Below are 20,192 nucleotides of genomic sequence, written 5' to 3' on the forward strand. Positions count from 1 at the left end.
GCATGGGCCGTACACGATGTCGAGCACCCCGAGCGAGCGCGAACAACCGATTCCGAAAGGCAAGCATGTGACTGAGATCTTCTACGACGACGACGCCGACCTGTCGGTCATCCAGGGGCGGCACGTGGCCGTCCTGGGGTACGGCAGCCAGGGGCACGCCCACGCCCTGAGCCTGCGCGACTCCGGCGTGGACGTCCGGGTCGGCCTGCCGGAGGGCTCCAAGAGCAGGGAGAAGGCCGAGGCCGACGGTCTTCGCGTGCTGTCGCCTTCGGAGGCCGTCGAAGAGGCCGACCTGACGATGATCCTCGCGCCGGACCACATCCAGCGGCACCTCTACGCGGAGCACGTCCAGCCGAACCTCGTCGAGGGCGACGCGCTGTTCTTCGGCCACGGCCTCAACATCCGGTACGGCCTGATCGAGGCGCCGGAGGGCGTGGACGTCGCGATGGTGGCGCCCAAGGGCCCCGGCCACCTCGTCCGCCGCCAGTACGCCGCGGGCCGTGGCGTGCCCTGTCTCGTCGCCGTCGAGCGCGACGCCACGGGCAACGCCTGGCCGCTGGTCCTGTCGTACGCCAAGGGCATCGGCGGCACCCGCGCCGGCGCGCTGAAGACGACCTTCACCGAGGAGACCGAGACCGACCTGTTCGGCGAGCAGGCCGTGCTCTGCGGCGGCGTGTCCGAGCTGATCAAGGCCGGGTTCGAGACCCTGATCGAGGCGGGCTACCAGCCCGAGGTCGCCTACTTCGAGTGCCTCCACGAGATGAAGCTGATCGTGGACCTGATGTACGAGGGCGGCATCTCCAAGATGTACTGGTCGGTCTCCGACACCGCCGAGTACGGCGGCTACACCCGCGGCCCGCGCGTCGTCAACGCCGAGACCAAGAAGGAGATGCGCCGCATCCTGGACGAGATCCAGGACGGCCGCTTCGCCCGCGAGCTGGTCGAGGAGTTCGACTCCGGCCAGGGCAACTTCAACAAGTACCGCGAGGAGCTGGCCGGTCACCCGATCGAGCAGACCGGTGCCACGCTCCGCCCGATGATGAGCTGGCTCAAGGGCGAGCAGTCCTGAGGCCCTGAGCCCAGCCGGTTGCGGTCGGTTAGGCCCGGTCCCCGGCCGTTCGCGATTTTAGGCCGGTCCCGGCCTTGCCAACGCGTACGCCGACCGTGATCATGTGGCTTGCATGATCACGGGCGGCGTACGGCCAGGTCGGCACGGCAACCCAAGACCCTGTGCATGATCGCGTGTGGCGTAGGGCCAGGCTGGCACGGCAGGCCGGGACCCTGTGCATGATCACGGGGGGTGGGGTGGCTCAGCAGCCCACGGGTTTGAGCCAGGAGCACTCCAGGTCGCCGGTCGGCGGAGCGCCCATGAGGATCACCGCGGTCCCGTCCACGGGGGCCGACCGCCTGAACTGGGCGAGCCGTACGGCGATCCGGTCCTCGAGGTCCTTGGGCGGATCCTCCGACAGGAAGTTGTTCGCCAGGATCGAGAAGACCAGCGGCTCGCCGTCGGCGCTTCTCACGTAGCCCGACAGCGCGGTGACACCGGTGAGCGTGCCGGTCTTGGCGTGAACATTGCCCGCCGCCGGGGTGCCGCGCATCCTGCTGCGGAGGGTGCCTCCGGTGATCCGGTCGGGGTCGCCCGCGACCGGCAGCGAGCCGTACCACGTCGTGAACCACGGCTTGCTCCGCACGGCGACCAGCAGTGACGTGAGGCCCGCGGGCGTCAGGCCGTCGGCGCGGGAGAGGCCGGAGCCGTCCCGCAGTCGCAGCGTCTCGACGCCGTTGGCCTTGGCGAACGCCTCGGTGACGGCCAGCCCGGCGGCCCAGGTGCCCTGCCCGGAGACCTTGCGCCCCATCGTCTTGGTCAGGATCTCGGCGTGCATGTTGTTGCTCAGCTTCATGAACGGGACCAGAAGGCGGCTCAGCGGGATGGACTCGTGGGTCGCCAGTGCCGTCGCCCCTTCCGGCGCGCCCCCGCGCACGGTCGGACCGAGGACGCGGACGCCGTGGTTCGCCAGGCGCTCGCGGAACAGCGACGCCGCGTAGAGCGTGGGGTCCCACACCGACATCCACTCGTCGTGGCGGTCGGCCACGGTCCCCGTGACCACGATCGTGTTGGTGCCGTGTTCCCGGTTGACCTTCACGTCGGTGCTGGTGCCGGTGACCGCTCTGTTCACGATCTTCACGTAGTCGGTCTCCGGCGTGACGGACACCTTGGCGCGGTCTCCCTGGGCGTCGCCCGGTGTCACCGTGACCTTCACCGATCCGGCGTCGTAGTCCGTGTCGGGTGACGCGGTCAGCGCCGAGATCTGGCCCGCGTAGTTGTACGGCTCGTCGTCCCAGGTCCAGTCGGCGCCGAGCCGTACATCGTCGAACCAGGTGTCGTCGGCGACCAGCCGTCCCCTGACCACGGTGATCCCCTCCGCGGCGACCTTGGCGGCCAGCGCGTCGTAGTCGGCGGCGAGCATGGTCGGATCGCCCGTGCCCTTCAGCACCAGGTCGCCGGTGATCCTCGGCCCCGACCTCGACGTGGCGAGGACCTGGGTGCGGAACCGGTGGTCCAGCCCCAGCGTCTCCACGGCGGCCGCCGAGGTGAGCAGCTTGTTGTTGGAGGCGGGCGTGAACAGCTTGTCCGCGTCCACGGCGTACAGGTCCTCGCCGGTCGCGGCGCTCTTCACGACCACGCCCGCGCGGGCGGCCGTGAGGCGGGGATCGCTGAGGATCTGGTCGATATCGTGGGTGAGGTCGGCGACGCCGGGCGCGGCATCGTGAGCGCTGGCCGGAAGGCCAGGGCCCGCGACTCCCGCCACCAGTGCCGCGCCGGCCAGCATTATCGGAATTCTTCGTGATAACCGCACTGTCGGCTCCCGGATGAGCTTCCGGATGGCATGCCCCGAGCGTGGCTCGCGGCGGCGCATCACAAGAGAGATTTGCGCATCTGTCCGGTATACCCAGAGGAGCCCCGCCTGGCCGCGCGGGGCCCCAGGAGACCGCGCTCCTGCGGAGCCGACATCAGGAGGACCACGGGGCCGCGCTCAGGCGGGGGCCGACACCAGGAACACCCACGAACACGGGGCCGCGCTCAGGCGGGGGCCGACACCAGGAACGCGCAGTCGCCGAAGGCCACCTCGTCACCGGCCCGCACGCGCGCCGGGCCGACCAGGCGCCAGCCGTTCAGCCTGGTCCCGTTCATCGAGCCCAGATCGACGAGCAACCAGGAGTCGTTCTCGCGCCGCAGTTCGGCGTGGACCCTGGAGACCGTGAGGTCCGAGAGCACAAGGTCGCACGCCGAGCCCCGGCCCACGACGTAGCGGATGCGGCTGTCGACCGGCAGCGCCAGCCGGGGGAGGCGCGGCCGGCGCCAGGCGGTCTCGATCCGGCTGGTGAGGTCGGACACCGAGGCGACGGCCTCGGTGATCCGCCTGCGCCAGCGCCCGCGATGCGGGAGATCCGAGATCAGCTCATCCAGCTCGCTGCGGCTACGCGCGCGCAGCGCCATGTCGACTCGGCCGACGAAGGTGTCCATCGACAGGCGTCCCTCGGCGGCGCGGTCGCGGAGCTCGTTGAGGGCGCGCTCGCGATCCCCGTCCGAGGCGCGAACCGGGGGAGAGCTCATGATTGGAGTATCCGACGGAGTAACGCGAGGTGTCCAGAAGACCATCGCATTCCCTCCCTTTTCCGGACCTTGCCGGTCCGGGGAGGGTCCTGCTCTTTAAGATTCTCTGCCCAATCGCGCCGCCGGGCCGCTCCCCACCACGACTTCCTAGTGCTTGCCGAAGTCCTGCGTCCAGTACGGCCCGCCGGCCTTGACGTATCCCACACCGATGTCGGTGTAGTCGCAGTTGAGGATGTTCTGCCGGTGCCCCGGGCTGTTCATCCAGCCCTGGACGACGGAGGCCGCGGTGCCATAGCCCTTGGCGATGTTCTCCCCGAGTGCCTTCCAGGAGGTGTAGCCGGCCGCCTCGATGCGGTCCTTCATCGTGCGGCCATCCGCGGAGGTGTGATCGAAGTAGTTCTTGGCGGACATGTCGGCCGAGTGGCCGTACGCCGCGGCGCGGAGCTTGGCGTCGTGCTTCAGCGGGCCGCAGCCGGCCTTCGCCCGCTCGACGTTGGTGAGGCGCACCACCTCGTTCTCCAGTGCCGTGCCGACGCCGGCACTCGGAGTCGGAGTCGGAGTCGCCGTCGTGCCGCAGGTCAGGCGGATGGCCTTCGACTTCGACATGTGGCCGTGGTAGTCGGTGGCGACGGTGTAGAACGTGCCGCCGGCGCAGCGGAGGTTCAGCGTGACCCGCCCGTTCTGGACCGCCTTGGCGCCGCTCTTCACGACCCGGTCGGGGCCCGGCTGGACCTTCCAGATGCGGACGCGGAACGTCGCCTCGCCGGTGCAGCCTGCCCGGGACCCGGCGGCGGTGATCTTCCCGTCCGAGGCGACGTGCGGCTTGGCCGTGGCCACGCGGCAGACCGCGTTCTGCGTCTTGACCTGGCTCTCGACCTGGCTCTCGGCCTGGGCCGGGACGGTGGGGGCACCGATCGCCGCGAGGCTCCCGAGGCACAGGACAGCTCCGAGCGCTCTGTTCACGATCTCTCCTCCAGTGGGGTTGGGACGCTGGATGGAAATCGTCATTATGGTGCGTCTAGATATCAAATGTCCGAATAAATCACTCTTTGCTCGTAAAGATCTACCTTCACTCCAGGCTCACCAGTCACACCTACACCAGACGTGATGTTGCCTAAGGCATACTGAGTATGCATACTCAGTATCCATGTCCATCCGACACGGCCTGCTCGCCCTCCTGAGTCAGGGCCCGAGGTACGGCTACCAGCTTCGGTCCGAGTTCGAGGCGTCCACAGGGGCGACCTGGCCGCTGAACATCGGCCAGGTCTACACGACGCTGTCGCGCATGGAGCGGGACGGCCTCGTGGCTCCGGGGGAGCAGGACGAGCAGGGCCGTGTTGTGTACGCCATCACTCCCAAGGGCCGGGCCGAGCTCGACCAGTGGTTCGCCACGCCCGTCGCGCAGGCGGACCGGCCACGTGACGAGCTGGTCATCAAGCTGGCGATGGCCGTCACCGCCCCTGGCGTCGACGTCGCCCGCGTCGTCCAGGCGCAGCGCTCCGCCACGATGCGGACCCTGCAGGAACTCACCAGGGTCAAGCGCAGCGTGGACGCCCGGCACGACACGGCCCGGCGACTGGTCCTCGACTCGATGATCTTCCAAGCCGAGGCCGAGCAGCGCTGGCTCGACCACTGCGAAGCCGTCCTCGCCGCGTCATCCCACCCCACCCCCCAGGAGACCAAGTGACCGAGCGCGACCCGTCCGCCCGTCCGGACCCGTCCAGACCGGACGCGTCACCAGCGGCCTCTCCGGAGACCGGAGCGCCCCGGCTGCCTGCGGACTCGTCCGGTACGGCTGACGCGCCCGTCGTCCGCCTGATCGACGTGGCCCGCGTCCATGGGGAGGGCGAGCATGCCGTACACGCGCTGAAGCAGGTGAGCCTGGACGTCGCGGCCGGTGAGCTTGTGGCGGTGATGGGACCGTCAGGGTCCGGCAAGTCCACGCTGCTCAACGTGGCCGGCGGGCTCGATCGGCCGACAAGCGGTTCGGTCCTGGTCGAGGGAACCGCCCTGGGCGACCTGACGCCGAAGCGACTCGCGAGACTGCGGCGCAGGAGCGTGGGCTATGTCTTCCAGGACCTGAACCTGATCCCGTCGCTGACCGTGGCCGAAAACGTCGCCCTGCCGCGTGAGCTGGACGGAGCAGGCGCCCGCGAGGCGCGGAGCGAGGCGGTGGAGGTGCTCGGCGAGGTGGGCCTGACCCAGGTCGCCGACCGCTTTCCCGATGAGATCTCGGGCGGCCAGCAGCAGCGTGTGGCCATCGCCAGGGCCCTGATCGGGGACCGGCGGCTGCTGCTGGCCGACGAGCCCACCGGCGCTCTCGACACCCCCACCGGCGACGGCGTCCTGAGGCTGCTCCGCGAGCGGTGTGACACCGGAATCGCGGTGCTGCTGGTCACTCACGAGCCGCGGTACGCCGCGTACGCCGACCGAGTCGTGTTCCTCCGCGATGGCGGGATCACCGATACGGCCGAGGCGATGGTGACCGCCCGATGAGCGCCATTCGCGCGGCAGTGCGCATTTCCCGGCGCGACGTCTGGCGGGCCAAGGGCCGTAGCGCTCTCATCATGGTCATGATCGGCCTGCCCGTTCTCCTGATCACGGTGGCCGCGACCCTCGTGGCCACGCGAGACCTCGACCCGAGTGAGCGGCTCCCCTTCGAGTTGGGAGCCGCGGACGCCGCGGTGACCGATCTGGGGCTGGCGGCCCCGATCAGGCAGAGCGCTACGGAGCCGGAGTCGTTCAGGACGGATCGGGACGCCGTCAGGCCGCCGCTGACCAGGGCGGAGGTCGAGGCGGTGTTCGGCGCGGGCACGCGAGCGATCCCCACGGTCGAGGACTACGAGGAGTATCGGAGTGCTGACGGCTATGAGGACGTGTCGATAGACGAGATCGACTGCCGTGATCCGATGGCCACGGGCATGTTCCATCTGCGGCAGGGGCGATTTCCGCAAGCCGCCGACGAAGTCGCGGTCAGCGTCCCCGTCGGGGTGGGCGTGGGTGCCGTGCTCCGTGTCACCAGGGACGACACGCCCAAGCGTGTTGTGGGCGTCGTGGCCGCTCCGCCTCCTCTCATGGGCTACGGCCGGCAGATCATCGCGCTCCCCGGAACACTGCTGAAAGGCGCCGGAGCGGGAAACCGGAGAACCACATGGCTGGTCGACGCCCCTGGGCCTGTGACGTGGGAACAGCTGCGTCACGCGAACCGAAGCGGCCTGTCGGTGCTGTCGCGGGCCGTCGTGCAGGATCCGCCACCAGCGGGTGACTCACCGGACGACGCCATCGTCGGGCAGGTCGCACGCCAGGCCTATATCGCGGAAACAGCCGCGCTCACCGCCACGATCCTCACCTTGGAGGTCGTCCTGCTCGCCGGTCCGGCCTTCGCCGTAGGGCTTCGGCGGCGCCGTCGCGAGTTGGCGCTCATCGCCGCCCAGGGGGCCTCCGGAAACCATCTGAAGCTGATCGTGGTCTCCGACGGGCTGGTCCTGGGGGCCGGGGCCGCGGTCCTCGGCGCGACTCTGGGCGTGGGGGTCGCCCGCATCGTCGTCGCCGTTCTCGGCCAGTGGCCCGAGGGCGAGATGGGGCCGTTCGACGTGCCTGCCGGGCAGATCATCACGGTCGTCGCCCTCGGGATCCTGAGCGGTGTGATCGCCGCGGTGGTTCCCGCGATCCAGGCGGCACGCGCTGACGTGGTCGCGGCACTGGCCGGGCGGCGGGGGCAGGTGCGCGACCGGGCGGGGTGGCCCCTGCTCGGGGCGCTTCTAGTGGCCGCGGGCCTCGCGGTCACCGCGTACGGCGCCTGGCACGGGCAGAACGCCATCCTGGGCGGGGCCGTACTCGGGGAACTAGGGCTGGTCGCGCTGACACCGCGGTTGATCAGTGTGATCGGGCTGATGGCGGGGCGGTTCCCGCTGCCGCTCCGGCTGGCCGCCCGCGACGCCTCCCGCAACCGGGGTCGTACGGCCCCCGCGGTCGCGGCCGTCCTGGCGGCCGCGGCGGGGTTCAGCATGGTCGCGGTTGTCACGGCCACCGATCACGCGCGCGATCGGCAGACCTACAAGGCAGCCTTCAGAATGGGCACGACCGCGGTCTACGGTGACGATGTCACCGCCGAGTCGTGGCGGAGGATCCGGCCGATAGTCGACAAGACGCTACCCGGGGTGCCGCTGGTCGAGGTGCGGGCGGCCGTCGACGGCAAGGGCAGGCACCTGGATCTCACTCTGCTGGACGGAAACTGTGAGGGGTGCGTCACCTTCGGCGGCTCCTTCGGCGCTCTCCCGGTAGGTGGTCCGGATCTGCTGCGTTACCTGATCGGGCGTACGGACACCGGGGCTGAGAGGGCACTCGCCGAGGGCAGAGCGGTCATCTTCAATCCCGCCGCGGTGCGGCAGGGCAAAGTGCGACTCCAGCTGACGACCCGAACCACAAGCGACGAGGGCGAACCGCCTTCGGTCTCCCTGCCCGCCGTAGTCGTGACGGTGAGTGGACCCACGGCGGCCGCCGGAGTGGCGCCGTCGTCCGCTTTCACCTCGCTCGGCTACTCGCTCAAGCTGACCCATCTCATCGTGGATCCGGCGGTCAAGCGGCTGACCCCGGCGGATGAACAGCGGCTCAGCGGGCCGGTGCGGGCCGTCACACCCAAGGTCGCGGTGACGCTGGAGCGCGGATACCGTGAGGACGGCAGCTGGACGCTGCTGGTCTTCTTGATCGCGGCATCGGTGATCGTGCTCGGTGCGACCTTCACCGCCACCGGCCTGGCGGCGGCCGATTACCGGCCAGATCTGGAGACGTTGTCCGCCATCGGGGCACAGCCCCGGACCCGCCGGCTTGTGGTCGCCGGCCAGGCGGCGGTCATAACCGGCGTGGGAGTCCCGCTCGGTCTGGCCGCCGGGCTGGTGCCCGGCGCCGCCCTGGCCGTGGAGACGACGATCCGCTTCCGTTCGTTCATCCCGGATACGGCGCTGAACGGCTTCCGCTACCCGTCGCTCACCGTCGAGCTGGGCATACCGTGGCCACTGCTCGGAGCGGTGGCCCTGGGCCTGCCGCTGCTGGCCGCGCTGGTCTGCGGGGCGGTCACCAGGTCACGCCTCCCCGCGCCACGCCGTCTCGTGTGACCCGCCCCCAGGCGGAGCAGTTCAGGTGAGGGCGGCTCAGCGCTCCGGCAGGGCGGCGCCGGGGGTCGCCGCGTCGGGGGCCTTCTCTCCCGGGGCAGTGCCCTCGGCCAGGCGGCCGGCGGTGAGGTCGTACTTCAGCGTCATCAGGATGCCCGCGATGGTGATCAGAGCGGGGACGACGGTGAGCCCGATGATGACGGCGGTGTACGCGCTGTCCGGCTGGGTCACGGGGTGCTCCGGGTCGGAGGAGACGAACCCGCCCAGGGCGAGCACCGCGCCGTAGATGGTCGCGCCGAAGGCCGCCACCGCGCTCTCGGCCGCCGTCCAGAGGCCGGTGAAGACGCCGCCGCGGCGCTCGCCGCTCAGGGCTCCGTCATGGGCGATCACGTCGGCCAGCATGGAGAACTGGAGGAGTTGCTGGCCCGCGTACCCGATCCCGACCACCATCACGGCGACATGGGCGTAGAGCGAGCCGAGCGCGGGGGTCGCGAGGGCCAGCACGGCGCCGGCCGTGAACAGCGCCCCGGAGAGGATCATCGCCCCGCGCTTGTCGATCATGCGGGCCAGCCACACCCACAGCGGCATGGTGACGAGCATGGGCCCGACGAGGGCGGCGAAGAGGGTGCTCGTGGCCTTGGTGTCATTCAGCGTGTAGGCGGCGAAATAGGGCGCACCCGCCAGCATCACGCCGGCGGCGAGGGTCTGGGCCGTGCTGAGGCCGAGGAGCCACATGAACGGCCTGCTCGTCCGGGCCGCCACGAGCTGCGACCGCAGGGTCCCCTCGGACTGGTTCTGGCCGGTGAACGGCGCCCGGGCCGTGCCGAAGAAGGAGCCCAGCATGGCGGCGAGGAGGATGGCGGCGAAGATGAGACCCATCTGGCGGTAGCCGTCCACCGAGTTGCCCGCGATGGCCGGGGCGGCGATCCCGCTCATCGCCACCGCAATCGCGATGAAGATCATCCGCCACTGGAGGAGCGAGGTCCGCTCGTGATAGTCGGTGGTCATCTCGGCCGGCATGGCCTTGTACGGCACCTCGTACAGGGCGTATCCGGTGGCCGCCGCCAGGAACGTCACGCCCACGAAGACGGCGGCGGGGACGCCCTTGAGCGGCGGCCCGACGAACATCAGGGCGAACGACACGGGCAGCACGACGGCCCCCGCCAGCAACCACGGGCGGCGCGGCCCCCAGCGAGATGTGGTCCGGTCCGACCACTGTCCGACCAGGGGGTTGATGATCAGGTCCCACGCCTTGGGGAAGAACAGCACGACCCCCGCGAGCCCGGCGGGCACGGCCAGGACGTTCGTCATGTAGTAGAGCAGCAGCAGGCCCGGGATGGCCGAGAAGTTGGCGGTGCAGAAGGAGCCGACGGCGTATCCGAGGCGCGTGCCAAGGGACACAGGGGAGGGGTGTGGCGTCGCCGCCGCGGAGACCATGGCGACATTCAAGCCGAGCAAGCGCCCGACCGGAAGCCTTCCCGTCCGCCGGATCCGCCACCGCCTCGCCGTACGTCGCCGCCGGCCGCGGCCTCGTGTTAGTCCGTCACGTCGGCGCAGACGACGTGGGCGCCGAGCTCGATCATCCGGCGTTCCGTGTGGGCATCGGCCACCCGCGCCATGAGGACCGGAGCCTCGCTCGCCGCGAGCTGCGGCAGCCGGGCCCGGACCCCGCGGTGCAGGTCCCTCACGATGTCCTCGGCGGCGGGGGTGTGGACCTTGACGTGCAGCATGATCCCGGACGACCCCGAGACGGTGCGCGCCTCGGAGATCCACACATGGTGCACGAGAGGAAGGCTGCGCAGCAGTTCGCCGATCGCCACCCGGAGGGCGGGGAGGATCGGGTGGTTCGTCCTGCGGTAGCCGGGATCGACCACCTGCATGGCGCCGGACAGGTGCTGCCGTGGCGCGGGAATCCATGGGGGCGAGACCGGGGCCGGAGCGGGCGTGGGGGCCGGGACGGGCGCGCTCTGCGCCACGTGATGCGTGCGGGTCACGGTCGCCATCGCGCCCGTGGCGTACGCCGAGGGCACAGCGGATCCCATGGCCGACAGCGCGGGCGTGGGGCCGCTGCGCGTCGACTGGAGGTAGCGCTGGAGGTCTTCGATCGGTACGGCTGCCGCGGCCGGACCGGCCGCGTCGATGACGATCTCACGGACGCCGGTGACGCGCTGGATGTCCAGGATCGTGTCGGCGTCGCAGACCGACAGAGAGTGGCTGCCGCGGTGCCGCGCGTAGGTGGCGGGGCCCGTGTACCCGAGAAGCACGCGCTCGCCGCTCTGGGTCGTGCCGAGCACGACGGAGCGGTCGGGCCGGACGGCGACCAGGATTCCCCACTCCGCGAGAGCCGCGAGTAGTTGCTGGGGGCCGCCGTGCCGCGCGAGCACTTCGCCGAGAGAGGGGTTCCCGATGCTCATAGGCTGAACGATAGGTAGAAAACCATGGCTTAAACAGGCTAATCGTGAAGATTAGGTGCGATCAATACCAAGATGGCGGCTGTGCGGATGGGACCGGTCCAGGTTGGGTAAACGGACCCCCTAGTGCCCGCAAGTCAGCCGGCCTCATGCCTCCCCTCTGTCACAGCGGCAACACCATCCGTGGATTCGGTGCGGGTTCCGTCTCGGATGGCGGATCGCTCGTGAGGGCTTTCACAAGGGCCGGATAGACTCGCGCCTGTCCGTGCGTCGCACATCTCGAAGGACTGACCAGTGACCAAGCCCGTCGTACTTGTCGCAGAAGAGCTTTCCGATGCGGGTCTCGCCGTGCTCGGCGCGGACTTCGAGGTCCGCCACACCGACGGCGCCGACCGGTCCCAGCTGCTGCCGGCACTCGCCGACGTGGACGCCCTGATCGTCCGCAGTGCCACCCAGGTGGACGCCGAGGCCGTCGCCGCCGCGCCGAAGCTGCGCGTCGTCGCCCGCGCGGGCGTCGGGCTCGACAACGTCGACGTGGAGGCCGCCACCAAGGCCGGCGTCATGGTCGTGAACGCCCCGACCTCGAACATCACCAGCGCCGCCGAGCACACCGTCGCCCTCATCCTGGCCAGTGCCCGCAACGTGGCCCAGGGCCACGCCGCGCTCAAGGGCGGCGAGTGGAAGCGCTCGAAGTACACGGGCGTCGAGCTCGACGAGAAGGTCGTCGGCATCCTCGGCCTCGGCAAGATCGGCCAGCTCGTGGCCCAGCGGCTCCAGCCGTTCGGTGTCGAGCTCATCGCCTACGACCCCTACCTGCAGCCGGCGCGCGCCGCCCAGATGGGTGTGAAGCTCGTCTCGCTGGAGGAGGTCCTCCAGCAGGCCGACTTCATCACGGTCCACCTGCCGAAGTCGAAGGAGACCATCGGTCTCATCGGCGACCGCGAGCTCCACATGGTCAAGCCGTCCGTCCGGCTGATCAACGTCGCCCGCGGCGGCATCATCGACGAGAACGCGCTCTACTCCGCCCTCAAGGAGGGCCGCGTCGCGGGCGCCGGCATCGACGTGTTCGCCAAGGAGCCGTGCACCGACAGCCCGCTGTTCGAGCTCGACCAGGTCGTGGTGACGCCGCACCTCGGCGCCTCGACGCACGAGGCCCAGGAGAAGGCCGGCACCCAGGTCGCCCGCAGCGTGAAGCTGGCGCTCGCCGGCGAGTTCGTGCCCGACGCCGTGAACGTACAGGGCGGCGCGGTCGCCGAGGACGTCAAGCCGGGCCTGCCGCTCACGGAGAAGCTCGGCCGCATCTTCACCGCGCTCGCGGGCGAGGTCGCCACCCGCCTGGACGTGGACGTCCGCGGCGAGATCGCCTCCCAGGACGTGCGGGTGCTGGAGCTGGCCGCGCTCAAGGGCGTCTTCACCGACGTCGTCGAGGACGCGGTGACTTACGTCAACGCCCCGCTGCTCGCCAAGGACCGTGGCACCGTGGTCGAGCTGGTGACCAGCTCGGACAGCCCGGACTGGCGCAACGTCATCACGGTCCGCGGCGTCCTGGCCGACGGCCGCACGGTCTCGGTCTCGGGCACGCTGTCCGGCCCCCGGCAGATCATGAAGATCGTCGAGGTCAACGGCTTCGCGATGGAGATCGAGCCCACCGACCACCTGGCGTTCTTCACCTACACCGACCGTCCCGGCATCGTCGGCATCGTCGGCCGCCTGCTGGGCGAGCACAGCGTGAACATCGCGTCCATGCAGGTCTCCCGGAACGTGAAGGGCGGCAAGGCCCTCATCGCGCTCACCGTTGACTCGGCCATCACGAGCGACATCATCGAGCAGATCGCCGGGGAGATCGGCGCCGACAGCGGCCGTACGGTCGACCTGGAGGACTGAGTCCCGGGATCGGCCCCTGGTTTCCGGCCCGGGTCGGCGCGCGTCCGCGCCGGCCCGGGCTTTCGTATATGTACGGCCCTCGGCCGGTTAATTGATCATGACGATAGTGCTGTCGGAAACGGCGTTCGACAGCACTATCGTCATGATCGACTGCTGCCCCGTCTCAGGCTTTGAGATATTAGGTCGTCCTACGAGATCCTGGGGTAATGTGGGCGAATGACGACGCGCCAGGTAGCCGCACTCCTTGCCTGCCGCGGCGGGGCCTGATCAGGGTAGGGCGGCCGCCCGCCGCGGAGAGCGGCACCACTGACGGCCGTTGACTCCGTCGCCCCGCGACGCGCGATCCGCGTCCCGGCCCGGGAGTCGCCAGTTTCCGGATTCGCCCAGGATCCGCCTCTAGCAATGCTCTGCCGGAAATGAGATCCGCCATGTACGAGATGTATCCCTGGAACAGCCCCGAAGAGGCCGAGGACGAGGCCACCGTCGCGTTGCAGACCGCCCTCGACCGCCGCGACAACGGCGGCTCACCCCAGCGCTGACGCGTCAACAGGGCTTCATGCATGATCACGATGCTGATCGGGGCGGGCCTGCGCGCTTCCCGGGAATATGCGCATGATCACGATATGACGCCGCGACCGCCGTGGCGCGGGGTGAATCGCGCCGCCGGCGGTCGTAACGTCGTTCGATCTTGCGGACGAGATGTCGTCAGGCAGACGTCCCGTCCAGTGAGTCCCCGTCCAGCGCCAGGGCGAGGGCTCCGTAGAGCGGGGCGTCGTCCACGAACCGCGCCGCCACGATCTCCGGCGGGTACGGCACGGCCTGCCGTACGGCCTCGCGCAGGTGGGGCACGATGAGCTGGGCCGCGCCCATCATGCCGCCGCCGATGACCACACGGGACGGGTCGAGCGCGACGCAGAGGTTCGCCATGGCGAGCGCCAGCGCGTCGAGCGCGTCGTCCAGCAGGATCCTGACCCGGGGGTCGTGGCCGCGGTCGAACAGGTCGGCGGCGGTCACGGGAGTGCCCAGCAGCTCGCTGCCCCGCTCCGCGAGCGCGATGCCCGATACGTACTCCTCCAGGGGCGCCCGAGTCACGGCCGGCCCGAGCCCGTCGGCCACGGGAGCGGCCGGTTGGAGGATACGCAGGTCGTCCGCGTGGCGAGCCAGGTAGGCGATCTCGCCGGCCGCGCCGTGCGCGCCGTTCACCACGTGGCCGTTGACCACGAACCCGGCCGCGAGTCCGGTGCCCAGGTTCAGGTAGATCCCGTCTTTGACTCCTTTCAGGCTGCCCCAGCGCAGCTCGGCGGCCGTGGCCGCCTTGACGTCGTTGGCGACGCGCACCGGGGTCCTGCCGAACTCCTCGCGCAGCAGGCCCGGCAGCGGCAGGCCGTCCCACCCCGGCACGTTGGGCGCGAGCCGTACGACACCGTCGCGGACGATGCCGAAGGTGGAGACGCCGACCGCGGCCAGCTCGCCGGGGTGGCCGGCCACCAGGGTCTGGCACGCGGCCACGGTGCGGCGCACCACCTCGGGTGCCCCCTCGAACCCGCGGGTCTCGATCCGGGTCACGGACAGGGGCATCCGGGGGGCGGCCCCAAGGGGCGCTGTGGCCAGCGCGACCTTGGTGCCGCCGAAGTCGACGCCCAGGACGTAACGGGGGGACCCCTGCGTCCGATCGGCGCTCACGTGGTGCTGCCGCGTCGGCCAAGGGAGTCGATCGCCACGGCCAGAGCGAGGACCGCCCCGGTGACCATGAGCCGCACCGAGGAGTCCACGCTGAGCAGGAACATGCCGTTGCCGATCGCCTGGATGACCAGGACGCCGAGCAGCGCGTGGTAGGCGCGTCCCCGTCCGCCGAACAGCGATGTGCCGCCGATGACCGCCGCGGCGATCGCCATGAGCAGGGTGTCGCTTCCGCCGGAGCCCTGGTTGACGGCCGCCAGGCGGCTGGCCGCCAGGATGCCGCCGAAGGCCGCCAGTGTGGACGACAGCACGAACGCCAGGACACGGATCCGCGTCACGCTGATGCCCGCCCGGCGGGCCGCCTCCGCGTTGCCGCCCACGGCGTACATGTACCGCCCGAACGCCGTGTGCCGCAGGATCAGGTCGAAGACCACGACGAGCGTGCCGAAGATGACCAGCAGGAGCGGCACGCCGCGATCCGCCGACATGATGATCACGGCCGCCGCCAGCACGACCGCGAGGCCCGCGACCTTGACGATCAGCCACCACGACGCCGTGACGGGAAGCTCCGCCGCGACCCTCAGCCGCCGGCTGATCAACCCGGACGCCCCGAAGACGGCCACCAGCGCGGTGATGGCCACCCACGCCAGCCAGTTCGGCAACCAGGTGTCGCTCAGTTTGGCGATGAAGCCGTCGAAGGGCAGGTTGATGATGCCGCCCGAGCCCAGCAGGTAGAGCAGCAGACCCTGCCAGCTCATGAGACCGGCCAGGGTCACGACGAACGACGGCATCCGGAGCCGGGTGAACATCAGGCCGTGCAGCAGCCCGACCAGCGCCCCCGCCGCCAGGGCGACGACGACTGCCAGCAACGGATTCCAGCCCTGGCGTACGGCCAGGATCGCCATGACCGCCGCGCACAGGCCGCTGACGGATCCGGCGGACAGGTCGATCTCGCCCAGCAGCAGCACCATGATGATGCCGAGCGAGATCGTCCCCGTGGCCGCCATCTGCATGACCAGGTTGGTGAGGTTCTCCGGGGAGAGGAAGTGCTCGTTGAGCGATTGGAAGACGATCGCGATCACGATCAGTCCGCCGACCACCGGCCACGCGCCGAGGTCCCCGTGCCGCAGCCGCTCGACAGCCTCCTTGGGCGTGTACGGCTTGCGCACCACAGTGGCAGCGTTCATCATGCGGCGGCTCCAGTGATCGCGGCCACGATCGACTCCTGAGAGGCGTCAGCCGTACGGAACTCGCCGGCGTTGCGGCCCAGGCGCAGGACCACGACGCGGTCGCTGACCGCGCGCACGTCGGCGAGGTTGTGGGAAATGAGCAGCACCGCCAGGCCGCGCTCGCGCAGCCGCCTGATGAGGTCGAGGACCTGGGCGGTCTGCTCGACGCCCAGTGCGGCGGTCGGCTCGTCGAGGATGACGAGCCGGGGCTCGCCGATCAGCGCGCGCGCGATGGCCACCGACTGCCGCTGGCCGCCGGAGAGCATCGCCACGGGCACCCTGATGTCCCGGATGCGCACGTCGAGTGACGTGAGCAGGTCGCGCGCGGAGCGTTCCATACGGATATGGCTGAGAATTGACCACTTCCGCCGTTCGGCTCCGAGGAAAAGGTTGGCCACGACATCGAGGTTCTCGCACAACGCGAGATCCTGGTAGACCGTCGAGATGCCGAGCCGCTGAGCGTCATGAGGGGTGCTGATGTGCACCCGCTCGCCGTCGATCACGAGGCCCCCCTCGTCGGGGCTGACGGCGCCTGCGATGACCTTGACCAGGGTTGATTTCCCCGCGCCATTGTCCCCGACCAGCGCGACCACCTCGCCGGGACGGAGGTCCAGGCTCACCCCTTGGAGAGCCTGGACCGCGCCGTATCGCTTCGATACGTCTGTCGCCGAAATCATTTACTGGATGCCCGCCTTAGCGCACGCGTCCTTGAGCTCGGGCGTGCAAACGTCGGACGCCTTGTAGAAGCCGTCCTTGATGATGGTGCTGGCGATGTTGTCCTTGGTCACCGCGATCGGGTCGAGCAGGAACGACGCGATGTCCGCGGTGCCGTTGTTGGCCTTGTCAGGTGCCGTGGGCTTCTCCCCCTTGGTCAGCGCGACCGCGATCTCGGCGGACTTCTCCGCCTCGGACCGGATGTTCAGGTAGATCGTCATGTACTGCTCGCCGCCCAGGATCCGCTGGATGGCCGCGAGCTCGGAGTCCTGCCCGGTGATCGGGGGGATGGTCTTGTAGCCGGCCCGCTTCATGGCAGCGATCGCGCCGCTGGCCATGCCGTCGTTCGCGGACACGACGCCCACGATGTTGTCGCGGCCGAGCGCCGTGATGGCCTGCTCCATCTCCTGCTGTGCCTTGTCGGGGCTCCAGTCGGGAGTGTCGAACTCGCGACCGATCTTGACCTTGCCGTCGAGGACGTTGTGCGCGCCCTTCTTGTAGTCGGCCGAGCTGGGGTCGGTGGGCGAGCCGTGGATCATCACGATCTGGCCCTTGGCCGCCGTGCCGGCCGCGTTGAGCGCGTCCAGGAGGCCCTGCCCCTGCATCTCGCCCACGCGGACGTTGTTGAACGACACGTAGTAGTCGTAGTCGATGCCGGAGATCAGCCGGTCGTAGGCGATCACCGGGACCTTCTTCTGCTTGGCCTGGTTGACCAGCGGCGCGACGGCCGCGGCGTCCACGGCGTCGAGCACGAGCACGTTGGCGCCCTGGGTGAGGGCGGCCTCGACCTGCTGCTGCTGCTTGGCGGCGTCCTGGTCGGCGTTGAAGTAGAGCAGCTTGCAGTCCGGGCAGAGGCTCTTGGCCTTGGCCTCGAACAGCGGGCGGTCGAAGGCCTCATAGCGGGTGGTCTTCGACTCGGGAAGGAAGAGCGCGATGGTCTTCCCGCCACCACCGCCGCCCTCCGCCTTGGTCTCGGACGGCTTCGCGCCCGAGTCTGAACTATTGCCGCACGCGGCGCTGAGCATGAGCGCCGCGGCGGAGATGGCCAGCAATCCTCGACGCATTGGCATGCGAATCCTTTCTCATGACCCCGAGGGTTGATAAGAAAGGTAATTTACTATCAGCTGTATGACTAGGGGTTAGACGAGATCACATGCACGGAGGGCTGGATGGTGCAGGGCGATCCACTAGTGATCAACTGGCCCGCCTTCCGTGGTGGGTATGCCAATCTTGGGAATGTGGTGAGTATCGGCGGCGGGACCGCCAACACGACCAGCCTGCTCCGCGTGATGAATGAGCGAGCCGTTTTCGCGGAGATCTTCCGCCTCGGCAAGGTCTCCCGGCCGGAGCTGGCGCAGGCCACCGGCTTGTCCAAGCCGACGATCTCGGTCGCCCTGGCGGATCTGGAGCGTGCCAGACTGGTCCGCCCGGTCGGGCTGCGCACCGGCAACGCGGGCCGCGCCGCGCTGCTCTACGAGATCCGCCCGCAGGCAGGCTGGGTCCTGGCCGTCGACATCGGGCGCGCGTACGTCAGGCTCGCGCTGGCCGACCTCGTCGGCGAGATCGTCGCGCGCAGGGACGAGCCGTCCCGGGCCGGGAGCTATGACGCGGTGCTCGACCAGCTCTCCGGGATAGCCGCCGAGCTGACCACGGAGGCCGGTCTCGCGCCCGGCGACATCACGCTGACCGTTTTCGGGACACCTGGCATCCACGACAAGGAGACGGGCGCTCTGCGGGTCGCCCCCAACCTCCCCGGCTGGGAGCAGGCCGGCGCGGTCGAACGGCTCGCCGACGTCATCGGGTCGCCGTACGTGCTGGAGAACGACGTCGACCTGGCCGCGGTGGGCGAGGGGGCGTACGGCCTCGGCCAGGGCGTCTCCCACTTCGTCTTCGTGTCCATCGGGACCGGCATCGGCATGGGCGTCGTCATCGACGGCAAGCTCTACCGGGGCTCGCAGGGGGCGGCGGGAGAGATCTCCTACATGCCCGTCGGCGAGGGCGACCCGCTGATCAACCCGGGGCGCGGCATGTTCGAGTCGGTCGCGTCCGCGGACGGGGTCGTCGCCACGGCCGAACGGCTCGGCATGGCGGCCTCCACCGCCAAGGACGTCTTCGACGCGGCCAGGGCGGGGAGCGAGACCGCCAAGCGGGTCGTCGCCGCCGAGGCGGACCACGTCGCCCACGCGCTGGCAGGGGTGACCGCCGTTCTCGACCCCGAGCTGGTTGTGCTGGGCGGCGGCATCGGCGCGCAGGCGGGCGACCTGCTGATCGGCCCGGTGTCCGAGCGGCTGGGGTCGCTCGTGGCGCTCCGCCCGCCCCGGATCGAGGCGTCCACGCTCGGCGCCGACGCCGTGCTCCTCGGCGCGCTCGCCTTCGGCCTGACGACGGCGCGGGACCTCGTCTTCGAGCGCGCGGTGGCGATGACGCCGCTCGGATGATGAGACCGGTGTTTCGATCTTCGAGACAACCGGTAAGGTACACGCATGGAGTCGAGCAACATCCGTCTGGCAGTCATCCCGGGAGACGGGATCGGCGTCGAAGTCGTCGCCGAAGGCCTCAAAGTCCTCGACGCCGTGGGCGTCAAGGCCGAGACGGCCGAATACGATCTCGGCGCGAAGCGCTACAACGCGACCGGCGAGACCCTGCCGGACACGGTGCTCGACGAGCTGCGCGGCTACGACGCGATCCTGCTCGGCGCGGTGGGGGACCCCAGCGTACCGCCGGGCATCCTGGAGCGTGACCTGCTCCTCAAGCTGCGCTTCGAGCTCGACCACTACGTCAACCTCCGCCCGGTCAAGCTCTTCCCCGGCGTGGAGACCCCGCTGGGCGGTGTCCGTCCCGAGGACATCGACATGATCGTCGTCCGCGAGGGCACCGAGGGCCCCTACGCCGGAGCCGGTGGCGTGATGCGCCGCGGCACGCCGCAGGAGATCGCCACCCAGGAGTCGCTGAACACGGCCTTCGGCGTCGAGCGCGTCGTCCGCTACGCCTTCGAGAAGGCCCAGGCGCGTCCGCGCCGCAAGCTGACGCTCGTCCACAAGACCAACGTGCTCACCTACGCGGGCGACCTCTGGGCCCGTACGGTCGACCGTGTCAGCCTGGAGTTCCCCGAGGTCGAGACCGACTACTGCCACGTGGACGCGGCGTCGATGTTCTTCGTCAGCCAGCCGCAGCGGTTCGACGTGATCGTCACCGACAACCTGTTCGGCGACATCCTCACCGACATCGGCGCGGCCGTCGCCGGCGGCATCGGCCTAGCGGCCAGCGGAAACGTCAACCCGGCCCGCACGGCGCCCTCGATGTTCGAGCCGGTCCACGGCAGCGCGCCCGACATCGCGGGCAAGGGCAAGGCCGACCCGACCGCCACGATCCTGTCGGTCGCCATGCTCCTCGACCACCTGGGCCTCGCCGACGTGGCGGCCCGCGTCGAGCAGGCCGTCGCCGACGACCTCGTCGAGCGCCAGGGCGCCTGGACCGGCAGGAAGACCCGCGAGATCGGCGACGACATCGCCGCCCGAGTAGCCGGCTAAGCCGGGCCGCTCAC

The 20,192-nt window shown here is 70.0% G+C and carries 17 protein-coding genes; 8 read left to right on the forward strand and 9 right to left on the reverse strand.

What is annotated here, in order from left to right:
- Positions 1-16 precede the first annotated feature (16 nt).
- Positions 17-1,069 (forward strand): ketol-acid reductoisomerase, encoded by a 1,053-nt coding sequence (gene ilvC / locus N5079_RS14270; RefSeq protein ID WP_261584212.1) that lies wholly within the window; start codon positions 17-19, stop codon positions 1,067-1,069.
- A 241-nt stretch (positions 1,070-1,310) separates the two neighbouring features.
- Here the strand turns inward: ilvC and dacB are convergent, their stop codons facing one another.
- The 3 genes from dacB to N5079_RS14285 form a co-directional block, all read right to left on the reverse strand.
- Positions 1,311-2,834: a D-alanyl-D-alanine carboxypeptidase/D-alanyl-D-alanine-endopeptidase gene (gene dacB, locus N5079_RS14275; protein WP_261584214.1), complete on the reverse strand. Its 1,524-nt coding sequence runs from the start codon at positions 2,832-2,834 to the stop codon at positions 1,311-1,313.
- A gap of 251 nt (positions 2,835-3,085) precedes the next feature.
- Entirely contained in the window at positions 3,086-3,619 is a 534-nt protein-coding gene (locus N5079_RS14280) for a DUF1707 and FHA domain-containing protein (RefSeq protein ID WP_261584215.1), read from the reverse strand.
- A gap of 147 nt (positions 3,620-3,766) precedes the next feature.
- Positions 3,767-4,582 (reverse strand): CAP domain-containing protein, encoded by an 816-nt coding sequence (locus N5079_RS14285; protein ID WP_261584216.1) that lies wholly within the window; start codon positions 4,580-4,582, stop codon positions 3,767-3,769.
- A gap of 184 nt (positions 4,583-4,766) precedes the next feature.
- Here N5079_RS14285 and N5079_RS14290 point away from each other — a divergent pair, with 184 nt between their 5' ends.
- The 3 genes from N5079_RS14290 (at position 4,767) to N5079_RS14300 (ending at position 8,733) form a co-directional block, all read left to right on the forward strand.
- Positions 4,767-5,306: a PadR family transcriptional regulator gene (locus N5079_RS14290; protein WP_261584217.1), complete on the forward strand. Its 540-nt coding sequence runs from the start codon at positions 4,767-4,769 to the stop codon at positions 5,304-5,306.
- Positions 5,307-5,389: 83 nt separating this feature from the next.
- On the forward strand, positions 5,390-6,115 hold the full coding sequence (locus N5079_RS14295; RefSeq protein WP_261584267.1) for an ABC transporter ATP-binding protein: 726 nt from the start codon (positions 5,390-5,392) through the stop codon (positions 6,113-6,115).
- The gene (locus tag N5079_RS14300) at positions 6,112-8,733 is read left to right on the forward strand and encodes an ABC transporter permease (RefSeq protein WP_261584218.1); all 2,622 of its coding nucleotides are present in this window, start codon (positions 6,112-6,114) and stop codon (positions 8,731-8,733) included. Before N5079_RS14295 ends, N5079_RS14300 begins: the two co-directional genes overlap by 4 nt.
- A 36-nt stretch (positions 8,734-8,769) precedes the next feature.
- Here N5079_RS14300 and N5079_RS14305 read toward each other — a convergent pair whose 3' ends face one another.
- Both N5079_RS14305 and N5079_RS14310 read right to left on the reverse strand, forming a co-directional pair.
- Positions 8,770-10,188 carry an MFS transporter gene (locus N5079_RS14305; RefSeq protein WP_261584219.1) on the reverse strand — a complete coding sequence of 473 codons (1,419 nt, stop codon included), beginning with the start codon at positions 10,186-10,188 and terminating at the stop codon, positions 8,770-8,772.
- Between the two features lie 77 nt (positions 10,189-10,265).
- A complete protein-coding gene (locus tag N5079_RS14310; RefSeq protein WP_261584220.1) occupies positions 10,266-11,144 on the reverse strand; it encodes a hypothetical protein in 879 nt (292 codons plus the stop codon).
- Positions 11,145-11,435: 291 nt separating this feature from the next.
- On the opposite strand from N5079_RS14310, the gene serA reads away from it, so the two are divergent.
- Together serA and N5079_RS14320 are read left to right on the forward strand one after the other, a co-directional pair.
- Positions 11,436-13,025, forward strand: coding sequence for a phosphoglycerate dehydrogenase (gene serA, locus N5079_RS14315; RefSeq protein ID WP_261584221.1), 1,590 nt, complete (start codon positions 11,436-11,438; stop codon positions 13,023-13,025).
- A gap of 416 nt (positions 13,026-13,441) precedes the next feature.
- Positions 13,442-13,564 (forward strand): hypothetical protein, encoded by a 123-nt coding sequence (locus N5079_RS14320; RefSeq protein WP_261584222.1) that lies wholly within the window; start codon positions 13,442-13,444, stop codon positions 13,562-13,564.
- Between the two features lie 166 nt (positions 13,565-13,730).
- On the opposite strand, the gene N5079_RS14325 is transcribed toward N5079_RS14320, so the two are convergent.
- From N5079_RS14325 to N5079_RS14340, 4 genes are read right to left on the reverse strand one after another with little or no spacing between them, the layout of a single operon-like run.
- A complete protein-coding gene (locus N5079_RS14325; RefSeq protein WP_261584223.1) occupies positions 13,731-14,708 on the reverse strand; it encodes an ROK family protein in 978 nt (325 codons plus the stop codon).
- Complete coding sequence (locus N5079_RS14330; protein WP_261584224.1) at positions 14,705-15,892, reverse strand: sugar ABC transporter permease; 1,188 nt, start codon at positions 15,890-15,892, stop codon at positions 14,705-14,707. Before N5079_RS14330 ends, N5079_RS14325 begins: the two co-directional genes overlap by 4 nt.
- The gene (locus N5079_RS14335; RefSeq protein ID WP_261584226.1) at positions 15,892-16,611 is read right to left on the reverse strand and encodes an ATP-binding cassette domain-containing protein; all 720 of its coding nucleotides are present in this window, start codon (positions 16,609-16,611) and stop codon (positions 15,892-15,894) included. Before N5079_RS14335 ends, N5079_RS14330 begins: the two co-directional genes overlap by 1 nt.
- Positions 16,612-17,712, reverse strand: coding sequence for a sugar ABC transporter substrate-binding protein (locus N5079_RS14340; protein ID WP_261584227.1), 1,101 nt, complete (start codon positions 17,710-17,712; stop codon positions 16,612-16,614).
- Positions 17,713-18,162: 450 nt separating this feature from the next.
- Here N5079_RS14340 and N5079_RS14345 point away from each other — a divergent pair, with 450 nt between their 5' ends.
- Together N5079_RS14345 and N5079_RS14350 are read left to right on the forward strand one after the other, a co-directional pair.
- A complete protein-coding gene (locus N5079_RS14345; RefSeq protein WP_410007788.1) occupies positions 18,163-19,086 on the forward strand; it encodes an ROK family protein in 924 nt (307 codons plus the stop codon).
- A gap of 45 nt (positions 19,087-19,131) precedes the next feature.
- Positions 19,132-20,178 carry a 3-isopropylmalate dehydrogenase gene (locus N5079_RS14350; protein ID WP_261584229.1) on the forward strand — a complete coding sequence of 349 codons (1,047 nt, stop codon included), beginning with the start codon at positions 19,132-19,134 and terminating at the stop codon, positions 20,176-20,178.
- Positions 20,179-20,192 lie beyond the last annotated feature (14 nt).

This window comes from Planotetraspora sp. A-T 1434 (genome assembly GCF_025420585.1).
GTDB lineage: Bacteria > Actinomycetota > Actinomycetes > Streptosporangiales > Streptosporangiaceae > JAOEGB01.

Coding starts and splice junctions, on each gene's coding strand:
- ilvC (WP_261584212.1), top strand. CDS start 17: ATGTCGAGCACCCCGAGCGAGCGCGAACAACCGATTCCGAAAGGCAAG.
- dacB (WP_261584214.1), bottom strand. CDS start 2,834: ATGCTGGCCGGCGCGGCACTGGTGGCGGGAGTCGCGGGCCCTGGCCTT.
- N5079_RS14280 (WP_261584215.1), bottom strand. CDS start 3,619: ATGAGCTCTCCCCCGGTTCGCGCCTCGGACGGGGATCGCGAGCGCGCC.
- N5079_RS14290 (WP_261584217.1), top strand. CDS start 4,767: ATGTCCATCCGACACGGCCTGCTCGCCCTCCTGAGTCAGGGCCCGAGG.
- N5079_RS14300 (WP_261584218.1), top strand. CDS start 6,112: ATGAGCGCCATTCGCGCGGCAGTGCGCATTTCCCGGCGCGACGTCTGG.
- N5079_RS14310 (WP_261584220.1), bottom strand. CDS start 11,144: ATGAGCATCGGGAACCCCTCTCTCGGCGAAGTGCTCGCGCGGCACGGC.
- N5079_RS14320 (WP_261584222.1), top strand. CDS start 13,442: ATGAGATCCGCCATGTACGAGATGTATCCCTGGAACAGCCCCGAAGAG.
- N5079_RS14330 (WP_261584224.1), bottom strand. CDS start 15,892: ATGAACGCTGCCACTGTGGTGCGCAAGCCGTACACGCCCAAGGAGGCT.
- N5079_RS14335 (WP_261584226.1), bottom strand. CDS start 16,611: ATGATTTCGGCGACAGACGTATCGAAGCGATACGGCGCGGTCCAGGCT.
- N5079_RS14340 (WP_261584227.1), bottom strand. CDS start 17,712: ATGCGTCGAGGATTGCTGGCCATCTCCGCCGCGGCGCTCATGCTCAGC.
- N5079_RS14350 (WP_261584229.1), top strand. CDS start 19,132: ATGGAGTCGAGCAACATCCGTCTGGCAGTCATCCCGGGAGACGGGATC.